The organism is Brevibacterium senegalense, from assembly GCF_000285835.1.
GTDB classification, from domain to species: Bacteria; Actinomycetota; Actinomycetes; order Actinomycetales; family Brevibacteriaceae; genus Brevibacterium; species Brevibacterium senegalense.
Map to the genome: position 1 here is coordinate 167,180 of NZ_HE978600.1, position 15,819 is coordinate 182,998.

The 15,819-nt window shown below is 72.5% G+C and carries 18 protein-coding genes; 7 read left to right on the top strand and 11 right to left on the bottom strand.

The genetic code is table 11. From position 1 onward, the window contains the following. Window positions 1–3 precede the first annotated feature (3 nt). From HGBR_RS00780 to HGBR_RS18550, 3 genes are read right to left on the bottom strand one after another with little or no spacing between them, the layout of a single operon-like run. Window positions 4–1,626, bottom strand: a complete 1,623-nt coding sequence (locus HGBR_RS00780) for a Y-family DNA polymerase (RefSeq protein ID WP_019157430.1) — start codon at window positions 1,624–1,626, stop codon at window positions 4–6. Beyond that, window positions 1,619–2,428 carry a hypothetical protein gene (locus tag HGBR_RS15830; protein WP_019157431.1) on the bottom strand — a complete coding sequence of 270 codons (810 nt, stop codon included), beginning with the start codon at window positions 2,426–2,428 and terminating at the stop codon, window positions 1,619–1,621. The genes HGBR_RS00780 and HGBR_RS15830 overlap by 8 nt, the downstream gene beginning before the upstream one ends. 46 nt (window positions 2,429–2,474) lie before the next feature. Then, window positions 2,475–4,487 carry an HNH endonuclease signature motif containing protein gene (locus HGBR_RS18550; RefSeq protein ID WP_026077223.1) on the bottom strand — a complete coding sequence of 671 codons (2,013 nt, stop codon included), beginning with the start codon at window positions 4,485–4,487 and terminating at the stop codon, window positions 2,475–2,477. A 334-nt stretch (window positions 4,488–4,821) separates the two neighbouring features. Between HGBR_RS18550 and HGBR_RS00795 the strand changes: the two genes are divergently transcribed. After that, a complete protein-coding gene (locus HGBR_RS00795) occupies window positions 4,822–5,292 on the top strand; it encodes a tRNA (cytidine(34)-2'-O)-methyltransferase (protein ID WP_019157432.1) in 471 nt (156 codons plus the stop codon). Window positions 5,293–5,409: 117 nt separating this feature from the next. After that, window positions 5,410–6,285 carry a bifunctional hydroxymethylpyrimidine kinase/phosphomethylpyrimidine kinase gene (gene thiD / locus HGBR_RS00800; RefSeq protein ID WP_019157433.1) on the top strand — a complete coding sequence of 292 codons (876 nt, stop codon included), beginning with the start codon at window positions 5,410–5,412 and terminating at the stop codon, window positions 6,283–6,285. Between the two features lie 158 nt (window positions 6,286–6,443). On the opposite strand, the gene HGBR_RS00805 is transcribed toward thiD, so the two are convergent. The 5 genes from HGBR_RS00805 to HGBR_RS00825 form a co-directional block, all read right to left on the bottom strand. Continuing rightward, window positions 6,444–6,701: a type B 50S ribosomal protein L31 gene (locus HGBR_RS00805; protein WP_019157434.1), complete on the bottom strand. Its 258-nt coding sequence runs from the start codon at window positions 6,699–6,701 to the stop codon at window positions 6,444–6,446. 147 nt (window positions 6,702–6,848) lie between these two features. Then, window positions 6,849–7,670, bottom strand: a complete 822-nt coding sequence (locus HGBR_RS00810) for a phosphatase (RefSeq protein WP_019157435.1) — start codon at window positions 7,668–7,670, stop codon at window positions 6,849–6,851. 69 nt (window positions 7,671–7,739) lie between these two features. Continuing rightward, on the bottom strand, window positions 7,740–8,699 hold the full coding sequence (locus HGBR_RS00815) for a TrmH family RNA methyltransferase (RefSeq protein WP_019157436.1): 960 nt from the start codon (window positions 8,697–8,699) through the stop codon (window positions 7,740–7,742). A gap of 4 nt (window positions 8,700–8,703) precedes the next feature. Further along, window positions 8,704–9,564 (bottom strand): sulfite exporter TauE/SafE family protein, encoded by an 861-nt coding sequence (locus tag HGBR_RS00820; protein WP_019157437.1) that lies wholly within the window; start codon window positions 9,562–9,564, stop codon window positions 8,704–8,706. A gap of 16 nt (window positions 9,565–9,580) precedes the next feature. Further along, entirely contained in the window at window positions 9,581–10,387 is an 807-nt protein-coding gene (locus HGBR_RS00825; protein ID WP_040364554.1) for an ABC transporter ATP-binding protein, read from the bottom strand. Window positions 10,388–10,411: 24 nt separating this feature from the next. On the opposite strand from HGBR_RS00825, the gene HGBR_RS00830 reads away from it, so the two are divergent. Next, the gene (locus HGBR_RS00830) at window positions 10,412–11,194 is read left to right on the top strand and encodes a hypothetical protein (RefSeq protein WP_019157439.1); all 783 of its coding nucleotides are present in this window, start codon (window positions 10,412–10,414) and stop codon (window positions 11,192–11,194) included. A 55-nt stretch (window positions 11,195–11,249) separates the two neighbouring features. Further along, window positions 11,250–11,930, top strand: coding sequence for a phosphoserine phosphatase SerB (gene serB, locus HGBR_RS00835; protein WP_019157440.1), 681 nt, complete (start codon window positions 11,250–11,252; stop codon window positions 11,928–11,930). A 10-nt stretch (window positions 11,931–11,940) separates the two neighbouring features. Here the strand turns inward: serB and HGBR_RS18555 are convergent, their stop codons facing one another. Genes HGBR_RS18555 through fabG form a run of 3 tightly spaced genes read right to left on the bottom strand, consistent with a single transcriptional unit; the run spans window position 11,941 to window position 14,109 of the window. Beyond that, window positions 11,941–12,498, bottom strand: a complete 558-nt coding sequence (locus HGBR_RS18555) for a SixA phosphatase family protein (protein WP_019157441.1) — start codon at window positions 12,496–12,498, stop codon at window positions 11,941–11,943. A 49-nt stretch (window positions 12,499–12,547) separates the two neighbouring features. Next, on the bottom strand, window positions 12,548–13,306 hold the full coding sequence (fabI, locus tag HGBR_RS00845; protein WP_019157442.1) for an enoyl-ACP reductase FabI: 759 nt from the start codon (window positions 13,304–13,306) through the stop codon (window positions 12,548–12,550). 53 nt (window positions 13,307–13,359) lie between these two features. Further along, window positions 13,360–14,109: a 3-oxoacyl-ACP reductase FabG gene (fabG, locus tag HGBR_RS00850; protein WP_019157443.1), complete on the bottom strand. Its 750-nt coding sequence runs from the start codon at window positions 14,107–14,109 to the stop codon at window positions 13,360–13,362. Between the two features lie 118 nt (window positions 14,110–14,227). On the opposite strand from fabG, the gene HGBR_RS18560 reads away from it, so the two are divergent. The 3 genes from HGBR_RS18560 to HGBR_RS00865 are packed head-to-tail and all read left to right on the top strand — an operon-like array spanning window position 14,228 to window position 15,799. Continuing rightward, complete coding sequence (locus HGBR_RS18560) at window positions 14,228–14,647, top strand: DUF3099 domain-containing protein (RefSeq protein WP_019157444.1); 420 nt, start codon at window positions 14,228–14,230, stop codon at window positions 14,645–14,647. Beyond that, window positions 14,634–14,852, top strand: coding sequence for a hypothetical protein (locus HGBR_RS00860; protein WP_019157445.1), 219 nt, complete (start codon window positions 14,634–14,636; stop codon window positions 14,850–14,852). Before HGBR_RS18560 ends, HGBR_RS00860 begins: the two co-directional genes overlap by 14 nt. Then, window positions 14,849–15,799, top strand: coding sequence for an SURF1 family cytochrome oxidase biogenesis protein (locus HGBR_RS00865; RefSeq protein WP_019157446.1), 951 nt, complete (start codon window positions 14,849–14,851; stop codon window positions 15,797–15,799). The genes HGBR_RS00860 and HGBR_RS00865 overlap by 4 nt, the downstream gene beginning before the upstream one ends. Window positions 15,800–15,819 lie beyond the last annotated feature (20 nt).

Consider the following 15,819-nt stretch of genomic DNA (forward strand, 5'->3'; position numbering starts at 1 on the left):
TCCTCACGCGTACTCCCCCACGAGTCGCCACTGGCCGTCCTCGCGGCAGAGGAGGAAGGCGGCACCGTCCTCCGCGAGCACCTGGAGGCGCACGCGACGCTGGCGGAGCGCGGGCTCCCACCAGCCGGTCTCGACCGGCCACGGCGATGAGTGGTCGACGATCCGATGGGTGCCCGCTCCGGGGATCCGCAGGGTGGCGGGTCTCGAATCCAGCCCCGAGGACCGGGCGACCACCGACCCGCCCGCCGCGTCCAGCAGTTCCACCGGGGTGCTGAGGATGCGGGCCGGATGCGGTGCGGGGATCGCACCCGGCCAGGGGGCCTCGGGGTCGCGGTCCGGGCGGGGCGCCTGCTGCCAGGGGGTCCAGAGGTTCGTCTCCTGCGGGTCGCGGCCGCCCTGCAGCCCGGGGACCAGCACCGAATCCGGGCCGAAGAGGCCCTGCACGCGCTCGAGGCTGTGCGCCACCGCGCCGCTGCCGCGGTCCAGGAGGCTGGGCTGGGTGGCGAGGGGGGCCGCCAGCTCGGCTGCTGTGAGGGTGAGGAGTGCGATGCCCTCGTCGTTCTCGTCCGAGGTCGCGGCGGGGCGAGGTGCCGTGCGTGAGGTCAGCCAGCCCTCCGCCTGCCAGCGCGCCCGGTCCGCGACGCGGTTGTCCGTCATGTCCTCGAGCCGCCACGTGCGCTCGCTGACCTGTCCCCCGGCGGCGGTGAGCCGGATCGTCACCTGGGTGCAGGCGAGGGAGCGCCGGCGGACCTCGTCGAAGAGCTGGGCAGCGGCGGCGCGGGCTCGGAATGCGAGGACGTCGGTGCGCGGGGTGGGCGGCTCCAGGGGCGCCTCGACGACGAGGTCGTCCGCGCGGCTGTGGTCGCGCAGACCGCGCTGACCCACGCCCCGTGCCAGGTCGCGCAGCCGCAGGCCCAGCGGACCGAACCGGGTGCCGATGTCCGTGGGGCTCAGCTGCGCGAACGCGCCCAGCGTGCGCAGGCCCAGGCGCTGGAGGACACTCACGAGCTCGGCGAGTGCCTGGGGGTCGAGGGTCTCGTCCAGGAGGAGCGCCGCGTCGAAGGCGCGGGTGGGCTGCGCGGCGAGGAACGCGCGAGTGCCGCCCGGCGCCACACGGGTCGCGGTGCGCGCGGCGAGGAGGGCGGCGAAGTGCGTGTCCGCGATGCCGGGGAGGAACTCCCAGCCGGTGCTCTCCGTGAGGGCGGCCAGGAGGTGCTCGACGGCGGCGGCCTCGTCCGGATGGGTGTGACGCAGCGAGGCCGCCGGGATGCTCACCGCGCCGGGCCCCAGCACGGTGAAGCGGGCCACGGTGTCGTCCAGCGCCTGCGTGGCGGAGGCGAAGAGACGCGCCTCCGCGTCCGGGTTGCGCGGGGCCAGGAGCAGGTCGGGGCAGCGTCCGCGGGCCGCGCGCGTCGTCATGGCCGGTTCGACCCCGAGCGCCCGCGCCGGAGCGTTGACGGAGACCACCCGGTTGGCGTGCAGGACGGCGACCGGGGCGGTGGGCAGCGCATCCGCCTCCAGGGCTGCGGCGAGGGCGGGCCAGTCGGGGACGACGAGGACGAGGACGCGCTGCGGTGCGGACTCGCCCGGCTGCGGACCCCGCTGTGCGCTCAGCTGCTCACGCATCGCGGACGAGCCGGAGCGTCCCCGCGGGGACGTCGCTGTGTGCGGGAGCGACAGGGGCGGCGGCTCCCTGCGGGTCGGGCAGGACGAGGGTGTGCTCTCCCGTGCGCGCGCTGTGCACGCGAAGGACCCTCCGCCGCAGACGTCCCGACCCCTCGTCCGTCCCCTCCCACGACTCACCCAGCACCGTCACGTGCTCGGAGCTGCCGGGGAACGGGGCAGCGGCGGGAAGGGCGGGGGCCGTGCGTGCGGCGGAGGGGGATGTGCGAGCCGCGGAGGTCAGGGCGGTGGCGTGCGTCCGGCCCAGGAGGATGAGCGTCGCCCGGCTGTCCCGCAGCTTGGCGGCGATCCGTGCGCGCTCGCCTGCGGAGGCGGAGAACCCCGGAGCGACGAGGAGGACGTCGAACGACTCGATGAGGATCGAGGTGACGCGCATCCAGTCCTGCGCGGGGGTGTCGAGGCAGACGAAGCGCGGCAGATGCACGCCCAGGTCCTGCATCGCCGACACGGCGGGCTCCCCCAGACCGATGCCCGCGCACCAGCCGCCGTCCTGCGTGGTCAGAGCGCAGCAGGCCAGCGCCAGGGAGAGCGCGGACCGGCCGCTCATCTGGACGGCCTCCCCCTGAGGCAGGCCGCCACGCGCGAAGAGACGCGCGAGCGCCGGGAGGACGGGGCGCGGCCTGGCCTGGTCGAGGAGGGAGCTGGCCGTCGGGATGCCCAGCGAGCGGCTGAGCCGTTGGGTGAGCGCGCGCGCCTCCGTGACCGCTTCTGCGGAAGCGGTGAGGGGGCTGGGCGCGGCGGACATGCCTCCAGTATCGAACACGCGTTCGAATGCGGCAAGTGCGCTGGTGTCACCCACGGTCGCCCTCGAGCGGTGGTTCTGGGCTCATCCACCAGCCGCTGCTCCGGTTGGTGATCCAGCCGCCTTCCGGGTCCTGGTCCGGCGCCGGAGCGGGGTCCGTGAGGGTCTGATCGGCCCTACTCGGGGGATCCTCCCGGCGAGCCCCTTCCTGACGAGCCCCTTCCTGCGGGCGCTCCTCCTGGACGCGCTGCTCCCGGAGACGGCGCTCGCGGAGTGCGGCCTCCGCGTCGAAGAGCCAGGCGACGCCTGCGTCCAGGGTGAAGCCCCAGCCGCCGCCCTCGGTCACGATCTCCGGCTCGTGGGGTCCCAGGTGCGCATGCGGGATCCCCAGCACGAGAGGCCGCGTCACGACGCCGTCGACGTTCCGATCGGAGCCGGCGGAGGGGGCCGAGGCCTCGAGATCTGCGGCGTCACCCGGGCGGATGCGGATGCCCTCGTGTGTGTGGAACGCGAAGCCCGTCCCTGCGCGGAGGGCACCGGAGAAGACCGGATCCTCCGTCCGGGTGATCCGCAGGCGGTGCTCGTGGACCGCGATGTGGTGCGAGCGGCAGAGCAGCAGCATGTTGTCCAGATCGGTGGGGCCGCCCTCACTCCACATGCGGATGTGGTGGGCCTCGAGGCCCGTGCGGCGGGCGCAGGTGGGGAACTGGCAGTGCAGATCCCGCGCGGACAGTGCGAGCCTCTGCCGCGACGAGGCCAGGCGCCGCGAGCGTCCCAGTGCCAGCACATCGCCGCTGTCGTCGATGAGGGCGCCCACCAGCGCGCCCCCGCAGGCCAGACGGGCCGCCGAGGCCGCCGTGATCGGCCCGCGATCAGCCGTGTGGCAGCGCTCCGCACGGGGCGACGGCGACGGTGCACTCGCCTCACCGAGGCCGTCCTCCGCTCCAGGATCGCCGTCACGGGCCGCGCCGCTGCCGGCGCCGAGGGCCTCCGGCGACACGTGCACGACGAGGGTCGCGCGGGAGGAGCTCGCAGGGCTGCCCAGTGCGGTGCCGTCGCGATGCATCCGGACGAGCTCCAGGAGCGCATCCACCCGGTTCGCGGAGTTGTGGTGCGCAGCGCCGTGGTGCGCAGCATCGTGGCGCGCGGAGTCCTGCTCCTCGCCGGCGCGGAGGGCGTCGCGGACCGCATCGAGCGCGGCCAGGAGCTCGAGGGCGTCGGCCTCCGGCAGGTCGAGGATGATCCTCGCCCGACCGAACTGCTGCGTCGAGAGGTGAAGGGAGTCCTGCTCCAGCCGCGCCGACAGTCGGGTCGTCACGACTGCGGTCTCCGACTGCCCCGCGTCAGTCCGGTCGACAGCGGCGTCGGGAGCGGGCTGGGAGCCGGCCTGGGCTTCGGACTCGACTGCGGCCTCGGACCCGGTTGCGGCCTCGGCGAGGCTGCCGGGGACCTGGACCTCCAAGGAGCCCTGCGGGAGGCGACCCACGAGTGAGTCGAGCAGCTCGTCCGTGTCCGCAGGGTCCAGGCGCCGATAGGCGGCGACCATCGCCGAGATCTGCGAGGCCGTCGCCCGCCGGGTGATGCCCGCGGCCTCCCCGTCATCGATGCGGCCGGCCAGCCGCGTGATCTCGCGGGCCTTGCTGAAGGAGATCCGGCCGCTCGCCAGCAGCTGTGCCACCTGCGGCATCGCCCGCAGGCCCCGCATGACGCGGATGTGTTCGCGTGCGGTGTGGGCGTCCATCTCGCAGACGAAGGAGACCCACTGCACCAGCGTGCGGACGCCGATCCAGTGCGCCCACGCCTCCGTCCGGTCGATCTCGTCGAGCAGCTCCAGGAACTGCGCCTGCTGACGGGCGATGCTGCCGGCGAGCATGCGCATCCGATCCGCGATCGCCCGGGCCTCGCGCACATCGATCGTGTCGTCGATCGGGTGCTGCGAGGTGTCGTGCGGAGTGCTGTCCGCAGGGCCGGGGGTGGAGTCCTGTGCAGGTTCCTGCGCGGGGTTCTGCGCGGCGTCCTGTGCGCGGGAAGCGTCGTTGCCGTCCCGGTCGTCCGTGGCCATGTCATCCTCCTGGATCCGGCAGGCGGGGCGGCGACTCTCGATGCGAGGTCTCCCCTGACCTGTCCTCGTGCCGACACGCTAGGACGTGGCACGGACACAAGCAGGATCACTCGCATTCGTACTGGTCAGAATGCTGTTCATGAATGACAGGCATATCGAACATCCACGCGTGTGAGCGCGAAGAGCAGGTGCGGAGATTGGGGCAGAAGCAGAGCGTGGTGCAGACAGGGCGGGCGGCCGCGTCCCCGCGGGGACGCGTGATCGTGCCGGGGTGCAGGCCGGCAGGCGGGGAGGCGCCGGGCGCGAACCGTGTGCGCAGTAGGGTGAGAGCCCTATGAAGGACCTGAGCATCGTCTTCCACACGCCGGAGATCCCCGGCAACACCGGCAACGCGATCCGTCTCGCGGCGGTGACCGGTGCGCACCTGCACCTCATCGAGCCACTGGGGTTCGACCTGTCCGACGCGAAGCTGCGGCGGGCGGGCCTCGACTACCACGACCTCGCACACGTGACCGTCCATCCGACGCTCGACGACGTCTGGCAGACCCTGGGCGAGCGGCGGGTCATCGCGTTCACGACGCACACGGAGGACAGTTTCGCGGACGTCGAGTACCGGCCCGGGGACGTCCTCCTGTTCGGGCGGGAGTCGACGGGGCTGCCGGACGAGGTCGCCCACGACCCGCACGTCGATCTGCGGGTCCGCATCCCGATGCTGCCCTCGCGCCGCTCGCTCAACCTGGCGAACTCGGCCTCGATCGCCGTGTACGAGGCCTGGCGCCAGCACGGCTACCCCGGCGGACGCTGAATCGCCGGGGCCGCACCTGAGCCGTCGGGGCGGCAGGCGATATGATCGGCACCACCCTGATGGACCCGCACCACCCCCGCGGGCCGCACCCGACCCGATGAGTGAGGACTCCCCGGCATGACAGACTCCCCCGGCACGACCGTCTCCCCCGTGCCCCGCATCCTCACGATCGCCGGATCCGATGTGTCCGGCGGTGCAGGCCTCGAAGCCGACCTCAAGATGTTCACGGAGTACGGCGCCTTCGGCACCGCCGTGGTCACGTGCATCGTCACCTTCGACCCCGCTCAGTCGTTCGAGCACGACATCACGTTCATCGACACGGATGCGATCATCAAGCAGCTCGACTCCACGCTCGCGGTCCACGACTTCGCCGTCATCAAGTCGGGGATGCTGGGGTCCGTGGACTCGGCCCTGGCGCTCGCCGCCAGCCTGCGGGAGAACCATCTGCCGTACGTCTTCGATCCCGTCCTGGTCTGCAAGGGCAGCGGCACGATGGTCGATCTCAAGGACCTCTTCGTCGAGAACCTCGTCCCCCTGGCGACCGTCATCACGCCCAACCTGGAGGAGGCCGCGACGCTGACCGGCCGCGGGCCGATCCAGTCGGTCGACGGCATGGTGGAGGCCGCCCGCGACATCCGCGCGATGGGCGCCCAGCACGTCGTCGTGAAGGGCGGTGCGCGCCTGGCCGGCCCGGACGCGATCGACGTCCTGCTGGAGGCGGCTCCGGACGGCGACCGGATCACCGTCTTCAGTGCCCCCAAGGCGCACGACCGGATGGTGAACGGGGCGGGCTGCTCGTTCGCCTCGGCGATCGCGGCGGGACTGGCGACCGGGGCGGACGTGACGGAGGCCGTCCGGCTGGCGAAGCTGCGCGTGGCCCACGGGATCGCGGCGTCACTCACGAACGCGACCGGGGTCGATTCGCTCTTCCACCCCGCCGCGCGCGTGCGGCCCCAGGAGGGCCTGTCCGTCACCGTCGAGCCGCGCGACTGACCGTGCGGCTCGGCTGAGCGTTCAGCGCGGCCGGGCGCTCGGCACGCCGCCGGCGTCCCCGCGGGGACGCGTGACGCACCGCGGGCCCGGACCCCTCGTGAAGAGGGATCCGGGCCCGCAGTCGTCCGGAGGGACTGGTTCGCGTCCCGAGGACTCGTTCAGCCGCGGCGGCCGAAGCCCTTGTAGCGGTCCTTGAACTTCTCCACGCGGCCGGCGGAGTCGAGGATGCGCTGCTTGCCCGTGTAGAACGGGTGCGACGCGGACGAGATCTCGACGTCGATGACGGGGTACGTGTTGCCGTCCTCCCACTCGATGGTCTTGTCGCTCGTCGCGGTCGACCGGGTGAGGAACTTGGTGCCGGATGCGAGGTCGTTGAAGACGATCTCGCGGTACTCCGGGTGGATGTCCTTCTTCATGCTGAGTCCTTTGCTGTGAATTCTGATCAGGCGCCTGATGCGACCGGAGTCGCCTGCCAGTGCCCGAATTCCGCGTGGTCCGCGACCGACATGGAGGCCTGGCCCCACCAGGGGCCGCGCGCGGACCGACTCACCATTCTACACGGGTCACGCGCCCAGGAGGTAGTCGAGGAGCGGTTCGTAGTGCTGCGGCAGCACGTTGTCGTCCAGCGGGACCGCGATCTCGATCTGTCCCTGCGCCTCGCCCACGAAGAGTGCGGGGTCGTTGCAGTCCGCGAAGCCCGCGGTGCGCAGCCCGGCCGCGCCCGCGGCCCCGGCCCAGCCGTGGTCGGCCACGACCAGATCCGGGCTCCCGAGGCCGTCGTCACCCAGCCGTGTCAGCAGCGTCTGCATGGGCTCGGCGAAGTGGGTGTGGGGCACTCCCCCGTGCTGGTGCCAGACGTGGACTCCGTCTATCCGCCGCACGTCGCCGCCCAGCGGCGCGTCCGCCGGCAGCCGGACCGCGACGGGGTCGGGACTCCTCTCGAGGTCGACACCCACGATCCGTGCGCCGCGCGCGGCCGCCCACCGGGCCATCGCCTGGTGCACGGGCAGGAGCCCGGCGGGATGACCGGTGGCGAAGAGGACCGCGCCGCCCGCCGCAGAGACCTCCTGCAGCGCCGTCCGCAGACGGCCGAGCGCGTCGATGCACAGCTGCGCGGAGATCGTGTCGACACCCTCAGTGACATTCCGATCGCCGCTGATCCCCACTCGCTCGACCATGAGGTCGAAGACGGACTCCTCCGTCCACGTCCGTGTCAGGGGGATCCCGAAGTCGAACTGTCGCTCCTGCGCGAGGAACCGCCGGATGTGGGCGAGGTTGTTCTCCCGCGGCGTTGCGACACGGCCGGTGATCGCGGTCGCGTCGAGGTGCCGGGCGAGCTGCGCACGGAGCGGGCGGAGTCGCGTCTCGACGGTGCCTGGCTTCACGGGGTCTCCTCTCGGTGGCGGGGTGCCGGGGTCGGGCTGAGGTCGGAGGACGTGCTCATCGGTCTCGGCTCACTCGATCTGCAGGGCGTAGCACGCGACGGCGGTCGCGGCGGCCACGTTGAGGGAGTCGACCGCGTGCGCCATGGGGATGAGGACGGTCGCGTCCGCCTGAGCCAGGGTGGCCGGTCGCAGCCCGTCGCCCTCGGTGCCCAGGAGGAGCGCGACGCGCTCCGGAGCGGTCGCGGCGAACTCCCGCAGGGTCACGCTGTCGTCCTCGAGGGCCAGTGCGGCGAGTATGAAGCCCTCCTGCCGCAGCTCCTGCAGACCGGTGGGCCATGCTGTGAACCGGGCCCAGGGCACCTGGAACACCGTGCCCATCGACACCCGGATCGAGCGCCGGTAGAGCGGATCCGCACAGGACGGGGACAGCAGCACCGCGTCGACGCCCAGCCCGGCCGCGGACCGGAAGATCGCACCCAGGTTCGTGTGGTCGACGACGTCCTCGACGATGACGACCCGCCGGGCGCCCGTGATCGTCGCGGACACCTCCCGAGGCCGCGGTCGCCGCATCGACGCAAGGGCGCCCCGGTGCACGTGGAAGCCCGCGAGACCGTCCACCTGCTCCTCCGTGCCCAGCAGGATCGGGGCGTCCGATGCGAGATCGCCTGCCAGCACGGGTGCCAGGCGGAGGAACCAGGCGCGCGACATGAGCAGAGAGCGCGGCTCATGGCCCGCCCGCAGTGCGCGGTCGATGATCTTGGTGGACTCCGCGATGTAGAGGCCGTGCTCCGCCTCGAGCGAGGTGCGCAGCTTCACGTCCGTGAGGTCGCGGTAGTCCGCGAGCAGCCCGCCTGTCGACGTCGAGCGCTCCGGGGCAGCGGTATCGAAGTCCGCGGCGTCCACGTCGGCATCGCCCAAACCCGCGTCATCCAGGTGACGGAGTCGTGACGGCGCGATGCCGTGCGTGTGCGCGGCGGCGAGGAGCTGCTCGACGGTGGGTTCGGGCGTCCGGGGAGTGTTCACGGGCACCCGCTCACATCGTGAGGATGCGGAAGAAGGCGACGAGGCCCAGCACGACGATGACGGTGCGCAGCAGGACGGGGCTGAGCCTCCGCGACACACGGGCGCCCGCGTAGCCGCCCACCAGAGAGCCGATCGCGATGAGCAGCACGGACAGCCAGCTGATCCGGTCGAAGCCCACGATCGAATAAACCGTCGCCGAGGTGATGTTGACCACCAGCACGAGCACGTTCTTCGCCCCGTTGAGCCGCTGGATGCTGTCGGAGAGGACGAGCCCCAGCAGGCCCACGAGGATGATGCCCTGCGCCGCGGCGAAGTAGCCGCCGTAGATCGCGGTGGCGAAGACGATGAGTCCGACGACCAGCGCACGGCCCGGCGCCAGTGGCGCGATCCCGTCGCCGACCGCCGCAGGACCCGTCCCCGCAGCACCCGTCCCCGCAGCATCTGTCCCCGCGGGGACGCCCGGCTGCCCCTGCGCGTCCTTGAGCTTCTTCCGCTTGAGGGCCCGCTGGAGCATGGGCTGCCCGATCACCAGGACGAGCGCCACGAGGATGAGGACCGGCACGACGGACTCGAACGTGTCCTCCGGCAGGTGCAGCAGCAGGTACGCGCCCACGAGGGACCCCAGCAGGGAGGCCGGCAGCAGCTTCAGCAGGCGCTTGCCCTGTCCGCGGATCTCCTCGCGGTAGCCGAAGGAGGAGGCGATGTTGCCGGGGATGAGCCCCAGCGCGTTGCTCATCGTCGCGCTCACCGGCGGGACGCCGAAGGCGACGAGGGCCGGGAACGTGATGAGGGTGCCCGACCCCACGGCGGCATTGATCGCTCCGGCCCCCACTCCTGCCAGCAGGATGAGGACGATCTCGTAGAACTCCACGCGGTCGCCGGGCCGATCAGTGGGACGCGGAGGACCGGGCGCCGGCGGCGCGCGCGGCGAAACGGCCGTCGTGCTCCTCGAGGACCACCGGGACCCCGAAGGTCTCCGTGAGGTTCTCCGCCGTGAGCGCCTCCCCGATGGGGCCCGCGGCGACCGCCTGCCCGTCCTTGAGCAGGAGCGCATGCGTGATCCCCTGCGGGATCTCCTCGACGTGGTGGGTCACCATGATGGTCGTGGGACCGTGCTGCGAACCGATGATCTCCGTGAGCGCCTGCAGCAGCTCCTCGCGACCCCCCAGGTCCAGGCCGCTCGCGGGCTCGTCCAGCAGGAGCAGCTCCGGGTCCGTCATGAGGGCGCGGGCGACCTGTGCGCGCTTGCGCTCCCCCTCGCTCAGGGTCGCGAAGCGGCGATCGGCCAGGTGACCGATCCCGAAGGCGCCCAGCAGCGCCTCCGCCCGCGCGATGTCCTCGTCCTCGTACTCCTCCGTCCAGCGGCCCACGACGCCGTACGCGGCGGTGAGCACCAGATCGCGCAGGGTCTCCGAACCGGGTGTCTGCTGCGCCAGGGCCTGCGAGGTGAAGCCGATCCGGGGGCGCAGCTCGAAGACGTCGACGCGGCCCATCTCCTCGTCCAGCAGGCGGACGGCACCGGCGGTCGGGTGCATCCGCGAACCCGCCAGCTGCAGGAGGGTCGTCTTGCCGGCGCCGTTGGGGCCCAGCACCACCCAGTGCTCGCCGGCGCGGACGGTCAGGCTCAGATCGTCGAGGAGGTGCGAGGGACCTCGGCGGACGCTGACGGCATCGAATTCCACCACTGCACTCATGCCGCTCACTCTATACTTCCAGCGATGCGCACGACGACACCGCTCCTCCCCGTCCTCTTCGCCGCCGCGGTCACGGCGCGGCTGGCGCAGCGTGCGGCTCCCGACACCGTCACCCACGCGTTCGAGACGGTCGGGCTGCCCGTGCCGCTGCTCGTCGACGATGCGGTGTTCGCTCCCCCTGCGGGGGCCGGCGCCGAGGTCCCGGCCGGCCTGCTCCTGTGGGCCGCCGGTCTGCAGCGCGCCGGGGCCGCCCGCGTGCGCGTGGAGCCCGTCCACCCCTCCCTGCCGCTGCGGGTGCCGCGGATGGACCGGGCGGGCAGGCGAGCGACGGCGCGGGCCTCGGCGCGCACGCACGCGCTGTGCGTCGTCGAGGACGCCGCGGGCACCGCGCTCGCGGTCGTCGCGCTGGGGTCGGAGGGCGACGCGGTCGCGGTCCCCTGTGCTCCCGCGGTGTACGCGCCGGTCGACGACGTCTTCCCCGCCGAGGCCTCCCGCCGCCTCCGCGAGTCCGTCATGCGCGCGCTCGCAGCCGTGGAGGCGCAGCCGCTCGAGGGGGTGCGCGACCTGCCGTGGCGGGACTGGCAGGCGGACCTGAGCGGCGACCACGACGACACCCGGCACACGGCGCTCGCGGCGCTGACCGGTGACCACGACACGGCCCGCAGCCTCCACACCGCACTCCACGTGCACGGCAGCCTGTCCGCGCTGCAGGTGCCCGCCCAGACCGGGGGCGACGCGGTGGGACCGGCGCTCGCGGCCGTGCACGGTGCGGCCGCCCGGGTCCTCACGACGCTCACCCGCCAGTGAGGACCGCGCTCACCCGCCAGTGAGGACCGTGTTGACCCGTCAGTAGGATCGGAGCATGACTGCTCAGGGCCTCCTCGTGTTCGACGTCGACTCCACCTTCATCGAGGAGGAGGTCATCGAGCTGCTGGCGGAGACGACCGGTCGCCGCGACGAGGTCGCCCGCGTCACCGAGCGGGCGATGCGCGGCGAACTCGACTTCGCCCAGAGCCTGCGCGAGCGCGTCGCCGTGCTCGCGGACCTGCCGGAGACCGTCGTCGAGGAGGCCGCCGCGGCCGTGACCCTCACCCCGGGCGCCGCCGAGGTCGTGGCCGCCGCCCGCGCGGACGACTGGATCGTGGCCCTCCTGTCCGGCGGCTTCACCGCCGTCATCGAGCGGGTCCTCGACGGGGTCGTCGACAGCACCGGACAGGGCAGCACCGCGGGGCTCGCGGTCGATGAGATCCGCGCGAACACGCTCGAGATCGTCGACGGGCGCCTGACCGGCCGGGTCCTGGGAGAGATCGTGGGCCCCCGCGAGAAGGCCCGCCACCTCGCGGAGATCGCGGCCGTCCACGGCGTGCCCGCGCAGCGGACGATCGCGGTGGGCGACGGGGCGAACGACGCCCTCATGCTCGAGGCCGCCGCCGTGGGGGTCGCGTTCTGCGCAAAGCCTGCGCTGCGGGAGCACGCGGACCTCGTCGTCGACGAACGCGACCTGCGCGTCGTGTGGGACCGGGCGCGCGGCCTCCTGGACTGACGGTCGGAGCCTACGCGGCAGGCTGGTCCTTGAAGTGGCGGATCAGCTCCGGGCGGGCCGCGCCCGCGATGTCCGGAGCGCCCAGCTGCGCCCAGTCCTCCAGCCGGAAGACGGCGATCGAAGACGGCGGGAAGCCGGGCTCGGTGCCGGACGCCCCACCGTCCGTCAGGTGCGCGACCACCGCACTGACGGTGGGCTGGTGGCCCACGATGAGGGCTCCGGCGGACTGCGCCGGGATGGTGAGGAGGGCCTCGGCCCACTCGGGGATCCAGCCGCCGTAGAGGGGATCATCGGTCCGCACCTCCGGCGTGCCGGAGCCGGCCCCATCGGCGGGTGACGCGGGCAGGAGACCGGCGACGACCTCGGCGGTGGTGCGGGTCCGCAGGGCCGGGGAGGCGATCACGGTGTCGATGTCGCGAGTGCCGGGGACGGCGGCGGAGGCGAGGAACTCCCCCATCCGCCTGGCCTGTGCGAGGCCCGCGTTGCTGAGGGGGCGGTCGAAGTCGTTCGTACCCGCATCGATCGCGGGCACCGTATGCGCGTGGCGGGCGAGGACGAGGCAAGGCATGCTCCCCACCGTACTCGCCCGCCCCGCGCACACGGGCGTCAGGCTCGGATCAGGCTCCCGTGAGGTGGAAGCCGCCGTCGACGTGGACCATCTCGCCGGTCGTCGCCGGGAACCAGTCGGACAGCAGCGAAACGATCGCCTTGCCGGCCGGCTCCGTGTTCTTCTGGTCCCAGCCCAGGGGCGCGCGATCGCCCCACATGGACTCGAGGCCCTCGAAGCCGGGGATCGACGTCGCGGCGGTCGTCTTGAGGGGACCCGCGGAGACGAGGTTGACGCGGACGCCGCTCTCGCCCATGTACTTCGCGAGGTAGCGGGCGGTCGACTCGAGCGCGGCCTTCGCGACGCCCATCCAGTCGTAGACCGGCCAGGCGACCGTCGCGTCGAACGTGAGCGCGACGATGCCGGCGCCCGGGTTGAGGACCGGCTTCGCGGCGACCGCGATCGACTTGAGCGAGAACGCGGACACGTGCATCGCGTTCGACACGGACTCGAAGGGCGTGTCGAGGAACACGCCGCCCAGTGCGTCCTTGGGCGCGAACGCGATCGCGTGGACGATGCCGTCGATGTTCCCGCCCAGGCGCTCGGGCAGCGCGGCCAGATCATCCTCGTTCGTCGCGTCCAGCTCGATGACCTGTGCCGGCTTCGGCAGGCGCTCCGAGATGACGGAGGTGATCTTCATCTGGCGGCCGAACGACGAGAGGATGACCTCTGCGCCCTGCTCCTGCGCCAGACGCGCTGCGGCGAAGGCGATCGACGCCTCCGTGAGGACGCCGGTCACGAGGATGCGCTTGCCGTCGAGGATTCCCATGGAGAGGGCCTTTCTGTTCGAGTGGTGCTCTGGTGGAGCGGTGCTTCAGCGGTTCAGTGTCCCATGCCCAGGCCGCCGTCGACCGGGATGACGGCGCCGGAGATGTACGCGGCCTCGTCGGAGGCCATCCAGCGGACGACCTTCGCAACCTCGTCGGCCTCCGCGAACCGCTTCGCGGGGATCGACTGGAGGTACTCCTTCTGCTGCTTCTCCGGCAGCGCGTCCGTCATGTCCGTGCGGATGAAGCCCGGCGCCACGACGTTCGCGGTGATGCCGCGCGAGCCCACCTCGCGGGTGATCGAGCGGGCCAGGCCCACGAGCCCGGCCTTCGAGGACGAGTAGTTCGCCTGGCCGGCGACGCCGAAGAGCCCCGACACGGACGAGATGAGGATGATGCGGCCGTACTTCGCGCGGACCATGTTCGTGATCGCGCGGCGGGCCGTGCGGTAGGCGCCGCCCAGGTTCGTGTCGATGACGGAGGTGAACTCGTCGTCCGACATGCGCATGAGCAGGTTGTCCGCGGTGATGCCGGCGTTCGCGACGACGACCTCGACGGGACCGTACTCCTCTTCGACCGCGGTGAAGGCGGCGTCGAGGGAATCCGGGTCCGTCACGTCCGCGGAGACCGCGAGGGTGCCCTCGGGCGCGTCGCCGCTGCGGGAGGTGACGGCGACGCGGTGGCCGGCGAGCAGCATCTGCTCCGCGATGGTGCGGCCGATCCCGCGGTTGCCGCCGGTGACGAGGACGACACGAGAGACCGGTGCGTCGGCCGTGGTGGCGTCTGCGGAGGGTGACTGGGTCATGGATGCGCTCCTGGGCGTCGGGGGCGTGGGTGTCGGGGACACGGGTCTGGGGGTGCGGGTCTCGGGGACCGGTTCACCTGCGGGGCCCAGACTATCGGAGTTAGAATGGACGGTGGATATGGGTGAGAACAGACAGCCGACCTCTGTCACCGACGCACAAAGCGCGGCGGACGAGGACTACAGGCGGCGGATCAGGCGCTACACGATCTCGATGATCATCCGAGTCGTGTGCCTGCTGCTGGCATTCGTGTTCAGCGGACCCGTCCGCTGGATCCTGCTGGGCGGCGCGATCGTCTTCCCGTGGGTCGCGGTCGTCATCGCGAATTCGCGCGACGAGCGACTCGTCCAGTACGACGTCGCGACCGTGACGCCCCGCTCCCCCGACGCGCTGCCGCGCACCGCCCGGCCGCAGGACCGCCCGGGTGAGAGCCGTGCGGACGACGGGAGCGGCGAGCACGAGGACCTCGACGACAGAGACTTCGGTGACGTCGACGACGGGATCATCCCCGGCGAGGAGGTGGATGATGGGCGCGGCTGAGGTCGTCGTCTGCTCGGCGAAGGGCTGCCGTGACAGCGCTCTCCACGCGCTCCTGTGGAACAACCCGTCCCTCCACACGCCCCAGCGGCGCAAGGTGTGGCTCGCCTGCGACGCGCACCGGGAACACCTGGAGGAGTTCCTGGGCCTGCGCGGCTTCCTCGACCGGACCGTCCCCGTCGAGCAGATCCCGGAGGACGCCGGATGAGCTTCCTCCTGAGCCGCCGCTGGCTGCAGTACATCGCCTTCGCGCTGGTGGCCGCGATCGTGTGCCTCCTGCTGGCGAACTGGCAGGACCACCGCCGGGCGAACCGCGACGCGGAGATCGACCGCATCGAGGCGCACTACTCCGCGCAGTCCGTGCCGCTGTCGACCGTCCTCCCCGCGACGGACGCCCCGTTCGCGGACGACGACGAGTGGACCCGCGTCGAGGCCACCGGCGAGTACCGCCCCGAGGACGCGACCGTGGCCCGCAACCGGCCCAAGAACGGCAGCGCCGGCTACTGGATCGTCGTGCCCTTCGACGTGGACGGCGGCGGCACCCTGCTCGTGGCCCGCGGCTGGTCCGGCGGCAGCGGGGCGGATGCGACCGCCGCCGAGGCCCCCGCACCTCCCACAGGTGCCGTCACCCTGACGGCGTGGCTGCGGCCCGCCCAGGACGGGGATCCGGCGGAGAACACGGAGACCTCCGTCGTCGCGATCGACCCCGCTCTCCTCGAGGGCGACGGCGCGTACGCCCACGCCTACGGCTACCTCGACTCCGAGGATCCCGCCCCCGCACAGTCGCTCGAGGCCCTGCCCGAGCCCAACACGGACCCCGGCTCCCACCTGAGCTACACGTTCCAGTGGATCGCGTTCGCGATCATGATCCTCGTGGGCGTCGCGTACGCGGCCAAGCGGGAGCGCGACGCCGTGCGCCGCGGCGAGCGGGACGACGCGATCGCCCACGACCGGGTGGTGCCGGGCGTCGAGTACGAGGTCGTCGACAAGGAGGAGCTGCTGCGGGGCGGTACCCGCCGCTCCCCCGCCGCGTCGCAGAGACCGACCCCGCGGGCGGTGCCGGGCATGCGCCGGGACGCGCGCGCCCTCACCCGCTCGCAGCGGCGCGCGGACCAGGACGAGGACGCCGCGCTCGACGCGCAGCTGGACGGCTGAGGAGCGTCCCCGCGGGGACG